Genomic DNA, 17,061 nt, shown 5'->3' on the forward strand with positions numbered 1-17,061 from the left:
CGTTCAGCTTGAACGGCGGTTTTGTTTGTTTGCTCGCAGAAACGAATTGGCAGGGAAGGAAAAAACAGTCCGAGCAGAAGCATATTTCTTCTGCCTCAAGACGACTTGCGGCATTTGTATACGCCACGATCTTCCGTACTGATTTCATACGGAAGCGCGATACCGGCGATGGCCGGTATCGCGTCTATCCTTAGTGCAGCATTACCGTGCGCAGTTCATGGTCTTGCGCGCCTTGTAGCGCGGTGGCGCGGACATCGGAGAGCACGATTGGCTCACCGCTGGCGCCAAAAAGCGCCCAGAGCTCAAGGCCCGGCTCTATCGGTGGGAGGGCAGGGAAGCTGCGGGCAAGGTCATCTGAACGGATCTTGCGCACATAGGCAACTTCACCTTCGCCGAGATGGGCGAATTCATTTTCGGTGAATATATGTCTGTTCATGGTCTTAGCCTCCATTTCGTCGGCATGTCATTTGCGACCATGCCGCATCAGAGCTTCACATTTTCAGTATAGCGGTATTGTGCTGAACAAAAACTGAACAAGCTCAGTCTTTCACCGCTATGCTGATTCGTTTAACCAGCCGTTCGGGTTCGGGGCGGTCGAGATCGATGGCCAAAAGGCCGTTTTTCAGGTCGCAACCGAGAACCCGCATACCGTCTGCCAGGACGAAAACGCGCTGGAACTGTCGGGCAGCGATGCCACGATGCAGAAATTCCCGTTCGGTATCGTCGGTCTGGCGTCCGCGGATGACGAGCTGATTGTCTTCCGTCATGACTTCGAGGTCTTCGCTGGCAAAACCGGCCACCGCCAAAGTGATGCGCAGACGTTCGGAACCCGTCTCGCCGCGCAGGCGTTCAATATTGTAGGGCGGATAACCGTCGCCGGATTTTGCGATCCGTTCCAGCGTTTTTTCCATCGTGTCGAATCCGAGCAGCAAAGGGCTCGAAAACGGTGTCATTCTTGTCATTGCATCAGTCCTTGATGAGAAGCGACCGTTATGAAGAGAACCCTTACGGCGTATCTCCTCGCTAACTGATATGGCTTGTGAAAAGCCTGACTTCAAGGGCCAATCCGGATTCCTTCGTTTCAACTTAAAACGAAGGAGAAGTTCAGGATACCCGGCAATATTAGGGTCAGGACCGATTAATTTGATGGAAATGGCACCTGAAATGACAAGGGCTGCTAGGAGAGACGCGAAGAACGGGGTGGTTTCCCCGGTCAAGCGGTTCGACGCAGCAGATCGCCAGTCATTTCGGTGTCCAGAGGATGTGGTCCATCCACCCGGCTACTTTGTCGAAAAAGCTCGAAAATGAACCACATTTCCTTCGCCTTTTCTCCTCGTATCCGAATGGATGGCCTCACACCATTTTCACCAAATTAATAGGTCCTGACCCCAGGGTGTTGCTATCGGCGTGCTTCTGAAAGCGCTGCACCGAAAGCGGTTGCGAAACTTTCGCGATCATCCTGGGAGAGGAAGTTTCCGATCGCGACACTCGCTTCACGGCTCTCCACGCTCATACCGGTAATTCCGATATCCGGCTTTCGTGCAACCTTGAACCGTATCCAGAACGGATTGAAACGATGCGCAGTCATCTTGCCGGACGCTGCATATTTGCGAATATGCAGGGCAGAGCGGGACACGGAGATTTCCTCACGCGCGCGAGCAGACCGGTAATTCCAGCGAAAAGCCAGATAGATCAGCAGTACATCGAGACCGAAAAATCCGAAGATCGGCCATGCGCCGATGGACCAGAAAAGAATACCGACGAACATCCAGCAGCCGATCAGAGCGCTCATCAATATGGTGAAGCCCGTACGTCCCAGCGAACGATAGGGGGTGAGGAGAGCTTCGAAAATGGGTTTGTCGAACCGATCAGGTTCTGCGCCGTCTGGGTGATGCATAGCATTCAGGTCGTCTGGCAGATTGTCCCGGCCTATACTGGCCTGCGGCAAGCTGCTGATTGTTTTGTCGATCAAGAAACTATTATAGAGACGGAATGGAAAAGGCCAAAATCAAATCGCCTGTGAACGTTTCTGCCGCCACCCGCCCTCAACGTCGGGTGCGTGGTGCGCTTTATACGGCCGATGAAATCCATGAGATATTTCGCCGTTTCTCCATTCAGAGACCGGAGCCGAAGGGCGAGCTTGAGCATGTGAATGCCTTTACGCTTCTTGTCGCCGTGGTTTTGTCGGCACAGGCCACCGATGCCGGGGTCAACAAGGCGACGCGCGGGCTCTTCGCAATTGCCGATACGCCGCAGAAAATGCTGGCGCTGGGCGAAGAGAAAGTCGGCGACCACATTCGCACCATTGGTCTTTGGCGGAACAAGGCAAAGAACGTCATTCTCCTGTCCGAAGCCTTGATCCGCGATCATGACGGAGAAGTGCCGGGGGACCGGGACGAACTGGTAAAGCTGCCGGGTGTTGGCCGCAAGACGGCCAATGTGGTGCTGAATATGGCTTTCGGCCAGCCGACAATGGCGGTGGACACGCATATCCTGCGCATCGGCAATCGGATTGGTCTTGCTCCGGGAAAAACGCCAGAGGCCGTGGAAGCCATCCTCGTCCGGGTCATCCCCGCAGAATACATGCTTCATGCGCATCACTGGCTGATCTTGCATGGGCGTTACGTGTGCAAGGCGCGCAAGCCGGAATGCGAGAAATGTGTGATTGCCGATATCTGCAAATATCCGGCGAAAACCTGCGACATTCCTGCGCCGCTTATCCCCTTGCCGCCGCAGGCGTGAGCCGGGCTTCGCGTTGCGAGACAGCCTTGTGCAGATGGACCATCATCGTTGCCGCAAAAAGCGGTGTCAGCAGATTGACGATGGGGATAGCCATGAAGCCTGCAATCAGCAGCCCGGCCAGGAAGACGGTTACGCTATAATGTGACCGTAGCGCCTTGGCCTCGGCTTCGGAATGATAACGCATAGCGGCAAACTCGAAGAATTCCCGCCCGAGCAGATAGGCATTGATGACGAAGAAGGCGATCAGATTGACGCCGGGTATGAACAGCATGAACAGGGCGACGATGTTGCCGAGGATGACGATACCGAGGAATTTCAGCGAAACAACGATAGAGCGGCCGGTCGGCAAAGGCGTACCGGGTGGATCGTTCGGATAGTCTTCACGCTCGACCACTTCGGCGACGTCATCGAGAAACAGACCTGCCACAAGTGCAGTGACAGGTGCGATCATCAATGCGAGAACAAGCGCCAGACCAAGGCCTGCGACAATAGCGGCAACGATACCAAACCAGCCTGCCCATTCCGGCATGCCGGGCAGTATCTGCTCCATCCACGGCCAGGCAAAAGTAAAAAAGATTTGACGAACTGCCGCCCAAAGACCGATCAGCAGCAACAGCGTCAAACCGAGAGTTTTCCAGAAAACTGCACGCAATTCTGGCGTGGTCAGGCGTTTCAGAGCTTTCAATGCAGCATCCAAGATCATTTTCGACCCAATTCCGACTGTAGACGAAGATGGAAATAGGTATGCCTTCATCTTGGCGCAAGCTGCACTACCCACAATGCGGGAGGCTTGCAGGGTAGCCAAAGGGGTTTCAAACCGCTAAACCGGCACCCACATGACTGCCGCATATCCGGCCCAACGCATGTCGCGGAAAAGTGCATAGCGACTTTTCCGATGACGATCTGTTTTGCCGGATAGGAGACTAATCAAAAGGGGAGCTTCTCGCGCTCATGGCCACATTCGACGTTCTTTGCATCGGCAATGCCATTGTCGATATTCTTTCGCGCACTGATGACTCTTTTCTGGAAACGAATGGAATCGTCAAAGGCGCGATGAACCTGATCGATGCAGAGCGTGCTGAATTGCTCTATGGCCGGATTGCAGGTCCGGCAACAGAAATGTCGGGTGGCAGTGCCGGAAATACCGCAGCAGGTGTGGCAAGCCTTGGCGGACGCTCGGCCTATTTCGGCAAGGTTGCGACCGATCATCTGGGCCGTGTTTTCGCGCATGATATCCGCGCGCAAGGCGTTGCATTCGACACCCGTCCGCTGGAAAAGGGATCGCCGACTGCTCGCTCCATGATTTTCGTGACGCCGGATGGCGAACGCTCGATGAACACCTATCTCGGTGCCTGCGTGGAACTCGGACCGGAAGATGTCGAAACCTCCAAGGTGTCCGATGCGAAGGTGACCTATTTCGAAGGCTATCTGTGGGACCCGCCGCGCGCGAAGGAAGCCATCGTCATGGCATCGAAGATCGCGCACGAAAAGAAGCGCCAGATGGCGATGACGCTTTCCGATCCGTTTTGTGTCGACCGGTATCGCGAAGAGTTTCTGGAACTCATGCGCTCGCGCACTGTCGATATCGTTTTCGCCAATGAGGATGAGGCCAAGTCGCTCTATAAGACGAAGTCGCTTGAAACGGCGATTGCCTCCATGCGCATGGACTGCGCGCTTTCGATCATCACCCGTTCGGAAAAAGGTGCGGTCGTCGTCACACCTGACCAGACCTTGACTGTCCCAGCCATTGAAATCGACGCGCTGGTCGATACGACCGGCGCAGGCGATCTCTACGCAGCTGGTTTCCTTTACGGTTATACGAACGAGCGTTCACTGGAAGATTGCGCCCGTCTTGGTTCATTGGCGGCGGGGCTTATTATCCAGCAGATGGGGCCGCGTCCGCAGCTCAGCCTGCAGGCCGCTGCAGGCCAGGCTGGCCTTGTTTAAGATTTATTCCGGCCTGATGATCCGGTCGCGCTGAAGCTCTTCTTCAGTGCGTCCGGGGCGGCTTTTATAGACGGGCAATGTCCAGCCGAAATAAAGTGCGCCGCCGCGAATGAGAAACGCGGTCAGAGCCGCTGCAATCGCACATATAGCTGGCTCGACCTGCAACCAGGCAAGCAGGACATAGAGACACGCACCGGCAAGCGAAGCCGTGACATAGATTTCGCGACGCATTAGCACGGAAGGCTCGCCCGCCACCATATCGCGCAATATGCCGCCCAGAGTGGCTGTTGAAATGCCGGTCACAATGGCGACGGATGGTCCGAAACCGAGCGCCAGTCCCTTGGCTGCACCTATTACGGTATAGGCGGCCATACCAATGGCATCGAGCCAGAGCAGGACTCGATAGCGCGACTCGACCATGTGTGCGGTGAAATAGACAAAGATAGCCGCCAGCGTACCCGCCAGCAGATAAGTCGGCTCGACAACCCAGAAAACCGGTGCACCGAGGACGAGATCGCGGAACGTTCCGCCGCCAATACCGGTGATATTGGCAAGGAACAGAAAACCGATGATATCGAGCTGGCGTCGCGATGCTGCAAGAGCGCCGGTCGCAGCGAAAACGAAAACGCCTGCGAAGTTCAAAAACTCAGGAATCGTCACGCTGCAGCTCTCCTCCACACTTCCAGTGACAATTTTTCACCGGTTCGCGCCAATAGCAATATGCACCTTAGAGCATAATCCGACCGGAGTGAAACGAGGATCGATAAGATTATGATTAAAATAGAATAGGTTAGACCGCTGATCCGATCCAGTCAGATCGAAATGCGCTCTATCGCAAACTGGACTGCAGATATGAAAAGAGCGGCAGACAAAGCCGCCGCTCCAATACTCATCCGTTATTGCTGATATAATCAGCCATTGCCTTCGGAAGCGCCGTTGTCGGCAGTCGCCTTCGGGCCGCCTTTGGACACACCGACCATGGCCGGGCGCAGAACACGGTCGCCGATGGCGTAACCATCTTGCACGACCTGCACGACGGTGTTGTTCGGCAAATCCGGATTAGGCACTTCGAACATGGCCTGATGGAAGTTCGGATCGAACTTCTCGCCTTCCGGTTCAAGTTTCTTGACGCCGTGACGCTCCAGAGCCTGCAGCATGGCGCGTTCGGTCATTTCGACGCCGTCTGCGAGCGACTTCAGGCTGGCATCGGTCGCCAGAGCATCAGCAGGAATAGCGTCGAGCGCACGGCGGAGATTGTCAGAGACCGACAGCATGTCGCGAGCGAAGTTGGTCACGGCATAGGTGCGCGCATCTTGCACATCGCGCTGGGTGCGCTTGCGAAGGTTTTCCATCTCGGCTGCAGCACGCAGGAGCTGATCCTTCAGCTCGCCATTGTCAGCTTCGAGCATCGCGATCCGGTTTGCGGTTTCATCTACTGCCGCTTCGGCTTCGTCTTCGGCAACTTCCGCACGAGCTTCAGCCTTGCGCGCTTTCAGAAAATCGTCGGCAGCTCGGTTCAGCGCCTCACGATCCCGGGGATTGTTGATGTCGCGCTGCTCAAGATCGGGGTTCTGGGATTTGTTTTTTTCGTCAGCCATAATGCTACTTCCGTCTTGAATATCTTCTGGGGCGGATATCGAGTTTCATGCCAGTAAAATCAAGGTCTATTTTCAGGGACTTGGTTTGTCCCGGCAAATCTCACAGTTACCGCAGGAGCCGGGAAACGATCTGAGCGGTGTAGTCCACCATGGGAACGATCCGCGCATAGTTGAGCCGTGTGGGCCCAATGACTCCCAGAGCACCAATAACCCTTTGCTCGCTGTCGCGATAGGGGGCGACCACCAGCGATGAGCCGGAAAGGGAGAAAAGCTTGTTCTCCGAACCAATGAAGATGCGGACACCCGAACCGGCTTCGGCGAGATCGAGAAGCTGGACCATGCCGTCCTTGGTCTCAAGATCATCGAACAGATGGCGCAGGCGCTCGATGTCTTCCTGCGCATGGATGTTTTCCAGAAGATTGGCGCGACCGCGAACGATCAGCCGCGCCGGTTGATCCGTTCCAGCCCCGCTCCAGACCGCCAGCCCTTGGGCAACAAGTTCCTGCGATAGCTGATCGAGTTCCTGCCGTGTTTCTTCCGTCAGCTTTTTCAATTCGGCTTTGGCTTCGGAAAGCGTGTGGCCATGGATGTGTGCGTTGAGAAAGTTCGATGCCTCGACCAGCTGCGAATTGCTGATGCCGACGGGCAGATTGACGACGCGGTTTTCGACATCGCCGTTCTGCATGACAAGAACAGCCAGTGCCCGTGTCGGTTCGAGACGAACGAATTCGATGTGCTTGAGTGCCCCTTCCGCTTTGGTGGCAAGCACGAGGCCCGCGCCGCGCGACAGACCTGAAAGAACTTGGCTTGCCTCGGTAAGAACGCTTTCGACCGAATTGTTCATTCCGGCGGAACGAACCTGCGCCTCAATGGAGGAGCGTTCCTCCGGCGGCAGATCGCCCACTTCGAGAAACGCATCGACAAAGAAGCGTAGCCCGATCTGGGTCGGCAGGCGTCCGGCTGAGACATGCGGTGCGTAGATGAGACCCAGATGCTCGAGATCGCTCATCACATTGCGGATCGTGGCAGGTGAAAGCGTGTGTGGCAGCAGTCGTGAGAGATTGCGCGAGCCAAGCGGATCGCCATCGTTCAGATAGGTTTCCACAATCAGCCGGAAAATATCGCGCGAACGCTGGTCGAGCGAACTCAAAAGCTGGTGTTCCGGCGTTTTCATCATAATATGGTCGCGAACCCTAGTGTGGCTTTGAATCCGAAATTCGTTCACAGCGCTGTTCCCAGATGATGCGAATTTCGGATTCGCCACACTGGAAATAGCATACGCCAAATATAAGGTCGCAAGTCAAAGCGTCAAAGCCTTTAGGCTATAGTGACAGGCCTCTCAACATCTCTGACGGTTTTTCGGGCAGAATGGCTTTCTATTTGCGACCGGGAAGCCTAAAAAGCCGCACCGGAAAAATGAATCGAGGAATTTTCTATGCGTCCATCCAAGCGTGCGGCTGACGAAATGCGTGCCGTTTCTTTCGAACGCGGCATCTCCAAACATGCCGAGGGCTCCTGCCTCGTCAAGTTTGGCGATACGCATGTGTTGTGCACCGCAAGCCTTGAGGAAAAGGTGCCGGGCTGGATGCGCAATACGGGCAAGGGCTGGGTCACGGCGGAATACGGCATGCTGCCGCGTTCGACCGGCGACCGCATGCGCCGCGAAGCCGCTGCCGGTAAGCAGGGCGGACGCACGCAGGAAATCCAGCGTCTGATCGGACGCTCCTTGCGCGCCGTCGTGGACATGCAGGCACTTGGCGAAGTACAGATCACGGTAGATTGCGATGTCATTCAGGCCGATGGCGGCACGCGGACGGCAGCCATCACCGGCGGCTGGGTAGCGCTTCATGAATGCCTGCGCTGGATGGAAGCGCGCCAGATGGTGCGCGTCGAGAAGGTTCTGAAAGATCATATCGCGGCGATTTCCTGCGGCATCTACGAGGGTGAGCCTGTGCTTGATCTGGACTATGCCGAAGACTCTGTCGCCGAGACCGACAGCAATTTCGTGATGACCGGCAAGGGCGGAATTGTCGAAATTCAGGGAACGGCGGAAGGTGCGCCTTTCTCGGAAGAAGAGTTTGCCAATCTGATGAAGCTGGCTCGCGGCGGCATTGATCGCCTTGTGTCCTTGCAGAAGATGGCCGTCGCCTGATAGGAACGAGGTCTGCTCCATACACCGAGGAGACTTCATCCATGCGCGCAGCACGCATCCTTGAAACGGCGCTCTATGTCCGCGATGTCGCGGAGGCTATAGAGTTCTATCACGGCATTATGGGTCTGGAGCCGGTCGGGAAAGTGAGCGAGCGCAACGCATTTTTCCGGTGCGGCGACGGCATATTGCTTCTCTTCAAGGCCGAAGAGACGTTGAAGCCGCCATTGCCAGAGCACTTGCCCGTGCCGTCCCATGGCACAAGCGGTCCCGGCCATGTATGTTTTGCTGCAAGCCGCGAGGAGATGGAACGCTGGCGCAACCATCTGGCAAAACATGGCATAGCAATCGAGGCCGAGTTCGACTGGCCGAATGGTGCGCATTCGATCTACTTCCGTGATCCATCCGGCAATTCATTGGAGATTGCCGAACCCAAACTGTGGAACTGAAAATGAGAAAACTGGAACAGGGCAAGCTGATCGTCGCTTCGCACAATGCGGGCAAGCTGAAGGAGTTCGACGGTCTGATCGGCCCGTTCGGCTTTGAGGTCAGTTCGGTTGCCGCTCTTGGCCTGCCGGAGCCGGATGAAACCGGTACCACGTTTGAGGAAAACGCCTATATCAAAGCGCTTGCGGCAGCTGAAGCAACGGGGCTGCCAGCACTTTCGGATGATTCCGGCATGATGGTCGATGCGCTTGACGGTGATCCGGGGGTCTACACGGCAAACTGGGCCGAGACGGAAGACGGCACACGCGATTTCGACATGGCGATGCAGAAGGTCGAGAACCTGCTGCAAGAAAAGGCTGCCGTTGCGCCACAGCAGCGCAAGGCGCGTTTCGTATCCGTAATCTGCCTTGCCTGGCCGGATGGGGAGGCTGAATATTTCCGTGGCGAAGTCGAGGGCGCTATTGTCTGGCCGCCGCGTGGCACTACGGGTTTCGGTTTCGACCCGATTTTCCTGCCCGATGGCTATGAAAAGACGTTCGGCGAAATGACTGCCGATGAGAAGCACGGCTGGAAGCCTGGTGATGCTTCGGCCTTGTCGCATCGTGCTCGTGCCTTCAAGCTTTTCGCCGAAAAAGCGCTTAATGTGGAGCCGGCATCCGCAAAATGAACAAGCTGTTTCCCCCTTTGCAGGCAGTAGATGCTGCTCGCGCAAATGCCGCCGGGTCGATCCCAATCGCGCGTGCAAATGGGGAAAATGCGTTTGGCGTTTACCTGCATTGGCCATTCTGTCTGGCCAAATGCCCTTATTGTGACTTCAACAGCCATGTTCGTCACAAGCCGGTCGATCAGGCGCGTTTTTCGGAAGCATTTCTTCGCGAGATGGAAACCTTGCGTGAGCGCACCGGCCCACGCACGATCACCAGCATATTCCTGGGTGGCGGCACGCCGTCGCTGATGCAGCCGGAAACCGTGGGTGCACTTCTCAATGGGATCGCGTCCCATTGGTCGGTAGCGCCGGACATTGAGGTGACGCTGGAAGCCAACCCGACCAGTGTGGAGGCTGATCGTTTTCGCGGCTATCGCGCGGCAGGCGTTAACCGCGTGTCGCTTGGCATTCAGGCACTCAACGATCCCGATTTGCGCCGTCTCGGACGCATGCATTCGGTCGAGGAAGCCAAGGCGGCCATTCGGCTGGCACGCGAGATTTTCCCGCGCCTGTCCTTCGATCTGATCTACGCACGCCCGAACCAGACAATCGAGGCCTGGCGGGAGGAACTGAAAGAGGCCATCGGGCTTGCTGCCGATCATCTGTCGCTCTATCAGCTGACGATCGAGGAAGGCACGCAGTTCTATAATCTCTGGAAGGCTGGCAAGCTGACGACGCCCGAGCCGGATCACGCTGCAGCCCTTTATGAGGAAACGCAAAGGGTAACGGCAGAGCACGGCCTTCCTGCCTATGAAATCTCCAACCACGCGGTGCCGGGGCGCGAGTCACAGCACAATCTCGTCTATTGGCGTTACGGGCAATATGTCGGCATTGGTCCCGGCGCGCATGGGCGTTTCGTGGAAAATGATATTCGTACCGTCACCATGACCGAAAAACATCCGGAAACCTGGCTGGATAAGGTCGAGCGCAATGGCCACGGCATTATCGAAGAAGAATATCTCGATGGCGGACAGGAAGGCGACGAATTCCTGATGATGGGCTTGCGTTTACGCGAAGGCATCGATCTTGCCCGCTATGAGCGACTTTCTGGCCATGCAGTTGATGAAAAGCGACTTGCGAAACTGATCGCGGAAGGCATGATCGAACCGATGAGCGGCAGCATCATTCGCGCAACGCCAGATGGTGCGCTGGTGCTCGACGCGCTGGTTGCCGACTTGGCGGCATAAGGAACTTATAATGACGGACGAAGCAGGCGAGGGGCGACGGGAATATGTGGTTGGCGGCACGACAATGCGCGCCCGGCCACTGGAACCTGCTCTTTATATCGTCTCGACCCCCATCGGAAATCTCGGCGATATGACGCTGCGCGGTATCGAAACGCTGGCGTCCGTCGATATTCTGGCTTGCGAAGATACGCGCGTAACCCGCGTTCTGCTCGACCGCTATGGTATAGCGCGCCGCCCCATCAGCTATCACGAACACAATGCCGCCGAAGCCGGTGAAAAGCTGATAGCGGCTCTGTCAGCGGGCAAAAGCGTTGCGCTGGTGTCCGATGCCGGAACGCCGCTCGTCTCCGATCCCGGTTTCCGTCTGGTGGGCGAAGCGCGCGAGGCGGGCATTCGTGTCGTACCTATTCCGGGTGCTTCCGCCGTTCTGGCCGCACTTGCCGCTTCGGGCCTGCCGACCGACGCCTTCATGTTCTGCGGCTTCCTGCCCTCCAAGCATGGGCAAAAACAGTCGAAGCTTGAAAGCCTCAAGGGGATCGACGCAACGCTGGTGTTCTATGAATCGCCAAACCGGACAGCGGCAACGCTGGCGGAAATGGCCGAAGTGTTCGGGCCGGATCGTCTGGGCGCGCTCTGCCGTGAACTGACCAAGGCCTACGAGACCATTCGCACTGCGCCGCTGGGCGAGCTTGCAGCCGAGTTTGACGGCGAAGATCGCATTCGCGGTGAAGTTGTTCTGCTGGTGGGGCCGCCAACGGGCAACGCCGTTCCGCAAAGCGAGGAAGACATCGACAAGCTGCTGCTGTCGCTTGCCGCTGAGCTGCCGCCATCCAAGGCCGCGGGCGAGGCAGCGCGCATGACCGGCGGACAGAAATCGGTTCTCTATCAGCGTCTCATGCAATTGAAATCGGATCAGCGATGACAGACCTCCGCGAGAAGAAGCGAACTGCTTTCTTTCGCGGACACAGTGCCGAACGTTTTGCTTCCGTGCTTCTTCTTCTGAAAGGTTTTCGGATCGTCGCCCGGCGCTATCGAACACGGCTCGGCGAAATCGATCTGATCGCCCGGCGTGGCAATCTGATTTTGATCGTTGAGGTCAAGGCGCGGAGCAGTCTGGAAGCAGCGCACCTCGCTGTCACGCCGCAGGCCATGCGCCGCATCGAAGCCGCAGCCGATCTCTGGCTGCAACGCCAGCCCGACCATGCCCGCCTGTCGCTGCGTTTCGATCTGATTGCCGTGCTGCCGCGACGGTGGCCAAAACATGTTCCGGCATTCTTCACGAGCGGCAACTACTGATAAGTCTATGTAAATCCTATAAAAATTGTGGGGTATATTTCCGGCATTACGGGAAATTAAAATCCCGTATTCCTCCGTTTTGAGGAAAAGTGATGCTCGCCGTCATTTTCACGCGCAAGCCCATTTCTTATAAAATCACGTCGCTCAACGGATAATGGCACCAACTTTTACAAGACGCATTTCCGCACGCGAAACCAGTATCCACTTTCGCTGGAAATGCTCCCAAGGATGGTGCCGTGTCTCTATCGCAAAAGCGTTTACTGGCTGATTTTCCTGCCTTCTTCCGGGTCTCGGAAGAGGTGGTTGTCGTCGTTGGCGGCGGCGAGGAAGCTTTGAACAAGGCGCGCCTCGTGGCGCAGACTTCGGCGCGACTTCGCATCGTTGCTGAAGAAACAGAACATCATCTGGCCGATTTCATTGCAAACCATGGCGCGGAGCATGTGGCTGTACCTTTTGCGCCCGAACACGTTGAAGGCGCAAAGCTTGTTTTCGTGGCGACTGGCGATGAGGCGCAGGATCGCGCCATTGCCGCTGTGGTCAAGGCGCAAAAAATTCCGGTCAATGTGGTTGACCGTCCCGCACTTTGCGATTTCCTGACACCCGCCATTGTCAATCGTGCGCCGCTGACGATTGCGATTGGTTCGGAAGGGACGGCCCCGGTTCTGGCGCAGATGGTGCGCGCGCGTATCGATGCCGCGTTCTCGCCGCGTCTGGGTGAGCTTGCGCATTTTGCCGAAAGCTGGCGTCCGCTGGTCGAGCGCGCCTTGCCGAAGGGGCTGGCGCGCCGCAGCTTCTGGCGCGGGTTCTTTTCGGGCCGCGTCGCCCATGCCATCGAGAATGGCGACCGGGAGGAAGCACAGAAAGCCGCGAGCGACCTGATCAAGCAGCGCGACAATGCCGCCGGTTATGTCTGGCTGGTCGGTGCCGGTCCGGGTGCCGAAGACCTGCTGACCCTGCGCGCCCATCGCGCCTTGATGGAAGCCGATGTGATTGTGCATGATGCGCTGGTGCCGGAAGGTGTCATCGCCATGGGTCGCCGCGATGCCGAGCGTCTTGCCGTCGGCAAGCGCAAAGGCTGCCATTCCAAGAGCCAGGAAGAGATCAACCGCCTGCTGGTAACGCTCGGGCGGGAAGGCAAGCGCGTTGTGCGGCTGAAATCCGGCGATCCGCTGGTGTTCGGACGCGCAGGTGAAGAAATGGCCGCACTGCGTGCCGCCGGTATCGGGTTCGAAATCGTGCCCGGCATCACTTCTGCCTTTGCCGCCGCAGCCGACATGGAACTGCCGCTGACGCTGCGCGGTGTCGCCTCGTCGCTGGTGTTCACCACCGGCCATGACATGACCGGCGACGTGCTACCGGGCTGGACGAAGCTCGCCGTCTCCGGCGCAACCATTGCCGTCTATATGGGCTCGACCGTCGCGGCATCGGTTGCCGCGCGGCTGATTGGTGCGGGCCTGCACGAAGATACCGCCGTGGCGGTGGTGGAAAATGCGAGCCGGCAGGACAAGCGCCTGTTCCACGGCACGCTGAAAGATTTGCCGGATCTGGAAAGCCGCAAGGAACTTTCCGGTCCGGTCATGGTGATCATTGGCGATGCGGTCGCCGGTGCCGCCATCGACAAAGCCGAAGCGCTGGCCCTCAGGCCGGTTTCCGTCGCAGCCTAAACCCGCAGGATGCGCGGTTAACAAAAGTTTGGAGTTTGGAAATGGTTGTAAAAGTTCTCACTGCAAACCGGCTGATCGACGGGCAGGCTGTGTGGCTCGGTGCCGACGGCTCCTGGCAGGAAACCATCGACGGCGCGCTGGTCGCTCGTCACGTAGAGGCCGTTGAAGCGCTTGAAGACGCGGGCAAGGTTGCAGCAAAAGCCAATCTGGTTGTCGATGTGAACGTGATCGATGTCGAGGAGCGCGAGGAGGGACTTTACCCCATCCGTCTGCGCGAGCGCATCCGTCTTTCCGGCCCGACCATCGTGACCTTTGGCGATTTGCCCCTCGAAAAGCCTGAATTGAAGCGCGCCTCCTGATTGTGGATTTGGACCTAGCCTATGTATCGTTACGATGAATTCGACCGCGATTTTGTTGCGGCCCGCGTTGCCCAGTTCAAGGATCAGGTCGAGCGCCGTTTGACCGGGGAGCTGACCGAAGACCAGTTCAAGCCGCTGCGTCTGATGAATGGCCTCTATCTGCAACTGCACGCCTATATGCTGCGCGTGGCAATTCCCTATGGCACGCTTTCGAGCCGCCAGCTTCGGAAGCTCGGCCACATTGCCCGCGTCTATGACCGCGGCTTCGGCCATTTCACAACACGCCAGAATATCCAGTATAACTGGCCAGCATTGAAGGACGTTCCGCGTATTCTGGAAGAGCTGGCAGAAGTCGAGATGCACGCCATCCAGACCTCCGGCAATTGCATTCGCAATGTGACGGCCGATCATTTCGCGGGCGCTGCCGCCGACGAAGTGGCCGATCCGCGCCCATTCGCCGAAATTTTGCGCCAGTGGTCGTCGCTGCATCCGGAGTTTTCCTATCTGCCGCGCAAGTTCAAGATTGCCATCGTCGGCTCGGACCATGACCGCGCCGCCATTCAGGTGCATGACATCGGCTTGCAGCTGAAGAAGAACGAGGCGGGCGATCTGGGGCTGGCTGTCTATATTGGTGGCGGTCAGGGCCGCACGCCGATGGTGGCCAAGAAAATCCGCGACTTCCTGCCCATCGAGGACATGCTGACCTATGTGACGGCCATCGTGCGCGTTTATAATCTGCATGGCCGTCGCGACAACAAATACAAGGCGCGCATCAAGATTCTCGTCCATGAAACGGGCGTTGAAGAGCTTACCCGCGAGATCGATGCCGAGTGGGACGAAATCCGCAATGGCGAATTGAAGCTGCCGCAGCGCGATATCGACGCCATCGAAAGCTATTTCCGCATGCCGAACCTGCCGCAACGGCCGGAAGGCTGGGAAGTGCTGGCCGTCACGCAGAAGGCCGATGCGGAATTTGCAAGCTGGGTGGCGCGCAATGTCACGCCGCACAAGAACCCGGATTATGCGGTCGTCACCATTTCGCTCAAGCCCATTGGTGGCATTCCGGGCGATGCGAGCGCCGAGCAGATGGAACTGGTGGCGGATATTGCCGAGACCTATTCCTTTGATGAAATCCGCGTCAGCCACGAGCAGAATCTGGTTTTGCCGCATGTGGCCAAGGCCGATCTCGCAGCGGTCTATGATCTGTTGCAGTCGGATGGTCTGGTGACGCCCAATGCCGGTCTCATCACCGACATCATCGCCTGCCCCGGTCTCGATTATTGCGCCCTTGCCAATGCACGCTCCATTCCGGTGGCGCAGCGCATTTCGGAGCGCTTCGGCGACCAGCAGCGCCAGCTTGAGATCGGCGATCTCAAGATCAAGATTTCCGGCTGCATCAATGCCTGCGGTCATCACCATGTCGGCCATATCGGCATTCTGGGCGTCGAGAAGAAGGGCGAAGAGCTTTATCAGATCACGCTTGGCGGTTCGGCGGACGAGTATTCGACTATCGGTGACATCACCGGTCGCGGCTTCTCGTCGGAAGAGGTGGTTGATGCCATCGAAACAGTTGTGGACACCTATCTGTCCTTGCGGGAAAGCCCGGAAGAAACCTTCCTTGCCGCCTATCGCCGCGTCGGCATGGAGCCGTTCAAACAAGCGCTTTATGGAGAAATAAGCCGTGCAGCTTGATGCGGAAGAAAGTGCTGCCGCCGAAGCCCGCCTTTTGGAGGCAAGCCACGGTGCGTCTTCCCCGCAGGATGTGATCGCGCTCGTCACGCGTGAACTCTATGAGGGGCAGATCGCGGTCGTGTCTTCCTTCGGCGCGGAATCGGCTGTGCTTTTGCATATGATCTCGGAAATCGACCCGGCGACGCCGGTTCTGTTTCTCGATACGGGAAAGCATTTTCGTGCGACACTTGATTATCGTCATGATCTGGTGGACCGGCTGGGTTTGACTGATGTGCAGGATATCCTGCCGCTTGAGGATAGCCTCAAGGCGGACGATCCGTTCGGCGCGCTGTCGATGACCGACAAGGATCGCTGCTGCTTCATCCGCAAGGTCGAGCCGATGGCGCGCGCCGTGGCCCCTTATCGGGCCTGGATGACGGGCCGCAAGCAGTTTCAGGCATCGACCCGCGAAAGCCTGCCGGTATTCGAATCGGTCGGTTCGCGCATTCGTATCAATCCGCTGGCGCGTTTGCAGGCAGCCGATCTCAAGGCCTATGCCGAAAAACACGACCTGCCGCCGCATCCGCTGATCGCGCAGGGCTATCGTTCCATTGGCTGCATGCCCTGCACACGGCCCGTGAGCGAGGGCGAGGATCAGCGAGCCGGACGCTGGGCCGGATCGGAAAAGACAGAATGCGGCATCCATCTGTCGGGTCTGTCCGATAGTTTGAAGAATTTGGGAGCAGGTGACCGGAAATGAGCGATATCAACGAAACCAAACTCTGGTCTGCCGAGGGCTTTCGCGAAGACGACTATGTCTTTGCCGACGATCTTGAAACGGCGGGCGATGCCCCGGCAATCATCATTCCGCTGGCCGTCTGGCTCGGACTGGATGAGGAGCGCCGCCGCGCCTCCAATCGCCGGATCGGCGTTTCGGTGGCGCCGGGCGAAGCCATTGATCCGCTTCGGGATGATCTGGGCAGCGTGCCGCTGATCGCCTTGCAGTTTCCGGCCTTTAATGACGGGCGTTCCTATTCCAAGGCGGAGATTTTGCGCCGCGAAGGCTTTGCGGGCGAGTTGCGCGCCGTTGGCGACGTGCTGATCGATCAGGCCGCCCTGATGCTGCGCACCGGTTTCGACAGCCTTCAGGTGAGCAACAAGGTGGCGCAGGGCCGTCTTGGCGAAAATCGTCTGGTCGATACGCCCGGCTATTATCAGCCGGGACGTGGATCAGTACCGGAGGAAGCCGGGTTTGCCTGGCGGCGTGTCAAGGCAAGTTAGGCACATCGCTCAAA

The 17,061-nt window shown here is 57.5% G+C and carries 20 protein-coding genes; 13 read left to right on the top strand and 7 right to left on the bottom strand.

Features of this window, described 5'->3' with window-relative positions:
- Window positions 1–190: 190 nt before the first annotated feature.
- The 3 genes from OANT_RS00880 to OANT_RS00890 form a co-directional block, all read right to left on the bottom strand.
- Window positions 191–436, bottom strand: a complete 246-nt coding sequence (locus tag OANT_RS00880; protein ID WP_010658006.1) for a BQ00720 family protein — start codon at window positions 434–436, stop codon at window positions 191–193.
- 103 nt (window positions 437–539) lie between these two features.
- Window positions 540–962 carry an Hsp20 family protein gene (locus OANT_RS00885; RefSeq protein ID WP_010658007.1) on the bottom strand — a complete coding sequence of 141 codons (423 nt, stop codon included), beginning with the start codon at window positions 960–962 and terminating at the stop codon, window positions 540–542.
- A gap of 437 nt (window positions 963–1,399) precedes the next feature.
- Window positions 1,400–1,897 carry a DUF2244 domain-containing protein gene (locus tag OANT_RS00890; RefSeq protein ID WP_011982372.1) on the bottom strand — a complete coding sequence of 166 codons (498 nt, stop codon included), beginning with the start codon at window positions 1,895–1,897 and terminating at the stop codon, window positions 1,400–1,402.
- Window positions 1,898–1,992: 95 nt separating this feature from the next.
- Between OANT_RS00890 and nth the strand changes: the two genes are divergently transcribed.
- A complete protein-coding gene (gene nth / locus OANT_RS00895) occupies window positions 1,993–2,742 on the top strand; it encodes an endonuclease III (RefSeq protein ID WP_011982373.1) in 750 nt (249 codons plus the stop codon).
- Here nth and OANT_RS00900 read toward each other — a convergent pair.
- Entirely contained in the window at window positions 2,717–3,445 is a 729-nt protein-coding gene (locus tag OANT_RS00900) for a sulfate transporter family protein (protein ID WP_011982374.1), read from the bottom strand. The genes nth and OANT_RS00900 overlap by 26 nt on opposite strands.
- 248 nt (window positions 3,446–3,693) lie before the next feature.
- On the opposite strand from OANT_RS00900, the gene OANT_RS00905 reads away from it, so the two are divergent.
- Window positions 3,694–4,689, top strand: coding sequence for an adenosine kinase (locus OANT_RS00905; protein ID WP_010658011.1), 996 nt, complete (start codon window positions 3,694–3,696; stop codon window positions 4,687–4,689).
- Between the two features lie 3 nt (window positions 4,690–4,692).
- Here OANT_RS00905 and OANT_RS00910 read toward each other — a convergent pair whose 3' ends face one another.
- From OANT_RS00910 to hrcA, 3 genes are all read right to left on the bottom strand, one after another.
- On the bottom strand, window positions 4,693–5,349 hold the full coding sequence (locus OANT_RS00910) for a trimeric intracellular cation channel family protein (protein WP_010658012.1): 657 nt from the start codon (window positions 5,347–5,349) through the stop codon (window positions 4,693–4,695).
- 251 nt (window positions 5,350–5,600) lie between these two features.
- Window positions 5,601–6,287, bottom strand: coding sequence for a nucleotide exchange factor GrpE (gene grpE, locus OANT_RS00915; RefSeq protein WP_010658013.1), 687 nt, complete (start codon window positions 6,285–6,287; stop codon window positions 5,601–5,603).
- A gap of 106 nt (window positions 6,288–6,393) precedes the next feature.
- Window positions 6,394–7,464, bottom strand: coding sequence for a heat-inducible transcriptional repressor HrcA (gene hrcA, locus OANT_RS00920; protein ID WP_010658014.1), 1,071 nt, complete (start codon window positions 7,462–7,464; stop codon window positions 6,394–6,396).
- Window positions 7,465–7,722: 258 nt separating this feature from the next.
- Here hrcA and rph point away from each other — a divergent pair, with 258 nt between their 5' ends.
- The 11 genes from rph (at window position 7,723) to OANT_RS00975 (ending at window position 17,047) form a co-directional block, all read left to right on the top strand.
- A complete protein-coding gene (rph, locus tag OANT_RS00925; RefSeq protein WP_010658015.1) occupies window positions 7,723–8,439 on the top strand; it encodes a ribonuclease PH in 717 nt (238 codons plus the stop codon).
- A 41-nt stretch (window positions 8,440–8,480) separates the two neighbouring features.
- Window positions 8,481–8,885: a VOC family protein gene (locus OANT_RS00930; protein WP_010658016.1), complete on the top strand. Its 405-nt coding sequence runs from the start codon at window positions 8,481–8,483 to the stop codon at window positions 8,883–8,885.
- A gap of 2 nt (window positions 8,886–8,887) precedes the next feature.
- A complete protein-coding gene (gene rdgB / locus OANT_RS00935) occupies window positions 8,888–9,550 on the top strand; it encodes an RdgB/HAM1 family non-canonical purine NTP pyrophosphatase (RefSeq protein ID WP_011982376.1) in 663 nt (220 codons plus the stop codon).
- The gene (gene hemW / locus OANT_RS00940) at window positions 9,547–10,776 is read left to right on the top strand and encodes a radical SAM family heme chaperone HemW (RefSeq protein WP_011982377.1); all 1,230 of its coding nucleotides are present in this window, start codon (window positions 9,547–9,549) and stop codon (window positions 10,774–10,776) included. The genes rdgB and hemW overlap by 4 nt, the downstream gene beginning before the upstream one ends.
- Window positions 10,777–10,786: 10 nt before the next feature.
- Window positions 10,787–11,698 carry a 16S rRNA (cytidine(1402)-2'-O)-methyltransferase gene (rsmI, locus tag OANT_RS00945; protein WP_011982378.1) on the top strand — a complete coding sequence of 304 codons (912 nt, stop codon included), beginning with the start codon at window positions 10,787–10,789 and terminating at the stop codon, window positions 11,696–11,698.
- Window positions 11,695–12,072 carry a YraN family protein gene (locus OANT_RS00950; RefSeq protein ID WP_011982379.1) on the top strand — a complete coding sequence of 126 codons (378 nt, stop codon included), beginning with the start codon at window positions 11,695–11,697 and terminating at the stop codon, window positions 12,070–12,072. Before rsmI ends, OANT_RS00950 begins: the two co-directional genes overlap by 4 nt.
- 236 nt (window positions 12,073–12,308) lie before the next feature.
- Complete coding sequence (cysG, locus tag OANT_RS00955) at window positions 12,309–13,736, top strand: siroheme synthase CysG (protein WP_011982380.1); 1,428 nt, start codon at window positions 12,309–12,311, stop codon at window positions 13,734–13,736.
- A 41-nt stretch (window positions 13,737–13,777) separates the two neighbouring features.
- The gene (locus tag OANT_RS00960; protein ID WP_011982381.1) at window positions 13,778–14,095 is read left to right on the top strand and encodes a DUF2849 domain-containing protein; all 318 of its coding nucleotides are present in this window, start codon (window positions 13,778–13,780) and stop codon (window positions 14,093–14,095) included.
- Between the two features lie 21 nt (window positions 14,096–14,116).
- Entirely contained in the window at window positions 14,117–15,787 is a 1,671-nt protein-coding gene (locus OANT_RS00965; protein ID WP_011982382.1) for a nitrite/sulfite reductase, read from the top strand.
- Complete coding sequence (locus OANT_RS00970; protein WP_011982383.1) at window positions 15,777–16,526, top strand: phosphoadenylyl-sulfate reductase; 750 nt, start codon at window positions 15,777–15,779, stop codon at window positions 16,524–16,526. Before OANT_RS00965 ends, OANT_RS00970 begins: the two co-directional genes overlap by 11 nt.
- Window positions 16,523–17,047 carry a DUF934 domain-containing protein gene (locus OANT_RS00975; RefSeq protein ID WP_011982384.1) on the top strand — a complete coding sequence of 175 codons (525 nt, stop codon included), beginning with the start codon at window positions 16,523–16,525 and terminating at the stop codon, window positions 17,045–17,047. The genes OANT_RS00970 and OANT_RS00975 overlap by 4 nt, the downstream gene beginning before the upstream one ends.
- Window positions 17,048–17,061: the final 14 nt, after the last annotated feature.

Origin of the sequence: Brucella anthropi ATCC 49188, from assembly GCF_000017405.1 — a bacterium.
Classification (GTDB): Bacteria; Pseudomonadota; Alphaproteobacteria; order Rhizobiales; family Rhizobiaceae; genus Brucella; species Brucella anthropi.

Bases quoted from the DNA above. Each gene is read 5' to 3' on its own strand.
- OANT_RS00885 (WP_010658007.1), bottom strand. From the start codon at position 962: ATGACAAGAATGACACCGTTTTCGAGCCCTTTGCTGCTCGGATTCGAC.
- rph (WP_010658015.1), top strand. From the start codon at position 7,723: ATGCGTCCATCCAAGCGTGCGGCTGACGAAATGCGTGCCGTTTCTTTC.
- OANT_RS00960 (WP_011982381.1), top strand. From the start codon at position 13,778: ATGGTTGTAAAAGTTCTCACTGCAAACCGGCTGATCGACGGGCAGGCT.
- nth (WP_011982373.1), top strand. From the start codon at position 1,993: ATGGAAAAGGCCAAAATCAAATCGCCTGTGAACGTTTCTGCCGCCACC.
- OANT_RS00900 (WP_011982374.1), bottom strand. From the start codon at position 3,445: ATGATCTTGGATGCTGCATTGAAAGCTCTGAAACGCCTGACCACGCCA.
- grpE (WP_010658013.1), bottom strand. From the start codon at position 6,287: ATGGCTGACGAAAAAAACAAATCCCAGAACCCCGATCTTGAGCAGCGC.
- OANT_RS00890 (WP_011982372.1), bottom strand. From the start codon at position 1,897: ATGCATCACCCAGACGGCGCAGAACCTGATCGGTTCGACAAACCCATT.
- OANT_RS00975 (WP_011982384.1), top strand. From the start codon at position 16,523: ATGAGCGATATCAACGAAACCAAACTCTGGTCTGCCGAGGGCTTTCGC.
- OANT_RS00965 (WP_011982382.1), top strand. From the start codon at position 14,117: ATGTATCGTTACGATGAATTCGACCGCGATTTTGTTGCGGCCCGCGTT.
- rsmI (WP_011982378.1), top strand. From the start codon at position 10,787: ATGACGGACGAAGCAGGCGAGGGGCGACGGGAATATGTGGTTGGCGGC.
- hrcA (WP_010658014.1), bottom strand. From the start codon at position 7,464: ATGATGAAAACGCCGGAACACCAGCTTTTGAGTTCGCTCGACCAGCGT.
- OANT_RS00930 (WP_010658016.1), top strand. From the start codon at position 8,481: ATGCGCGCAGCACGCATCCTTGAAACGGCGCTCTATGTCCGCGATGTC.
- OANT_RS00950 (WP_011982379.1), top strand. From the start codon at position 11,695: ATGACAGACCTCCGCGAGAAGAAGCGAACTGCTTTCTTTCGCGGACAC.
- OANT_RS00905 (WP_010658011.1), top strand. From the start codon at position 3,694: ATGGCCACATTCGACGTTCTTTGCATCGGCAATGCCATTGTCGATATT.
- rdgB (WP_011982376.1), top strand. From the start codon at position 8,888: ATGAGAAAACTGGAACAGGGCAAGCTGATCGTCGCTTCGCACAATGCG.
- hemW (WP_011982377.1), top strand. From the start codon at position 9,547: ATGAACAAGCTGTTTCCCCCTTTGCAGGCAGTAGATGCTGCTCGCGCA.
- OANT_RS00880 (WP_010658006.1), bottom strand. From the start codon at position 436: ATGAACAGACATATATTCACCGAAAATGAATTCGCCCATCTCGGCGAA.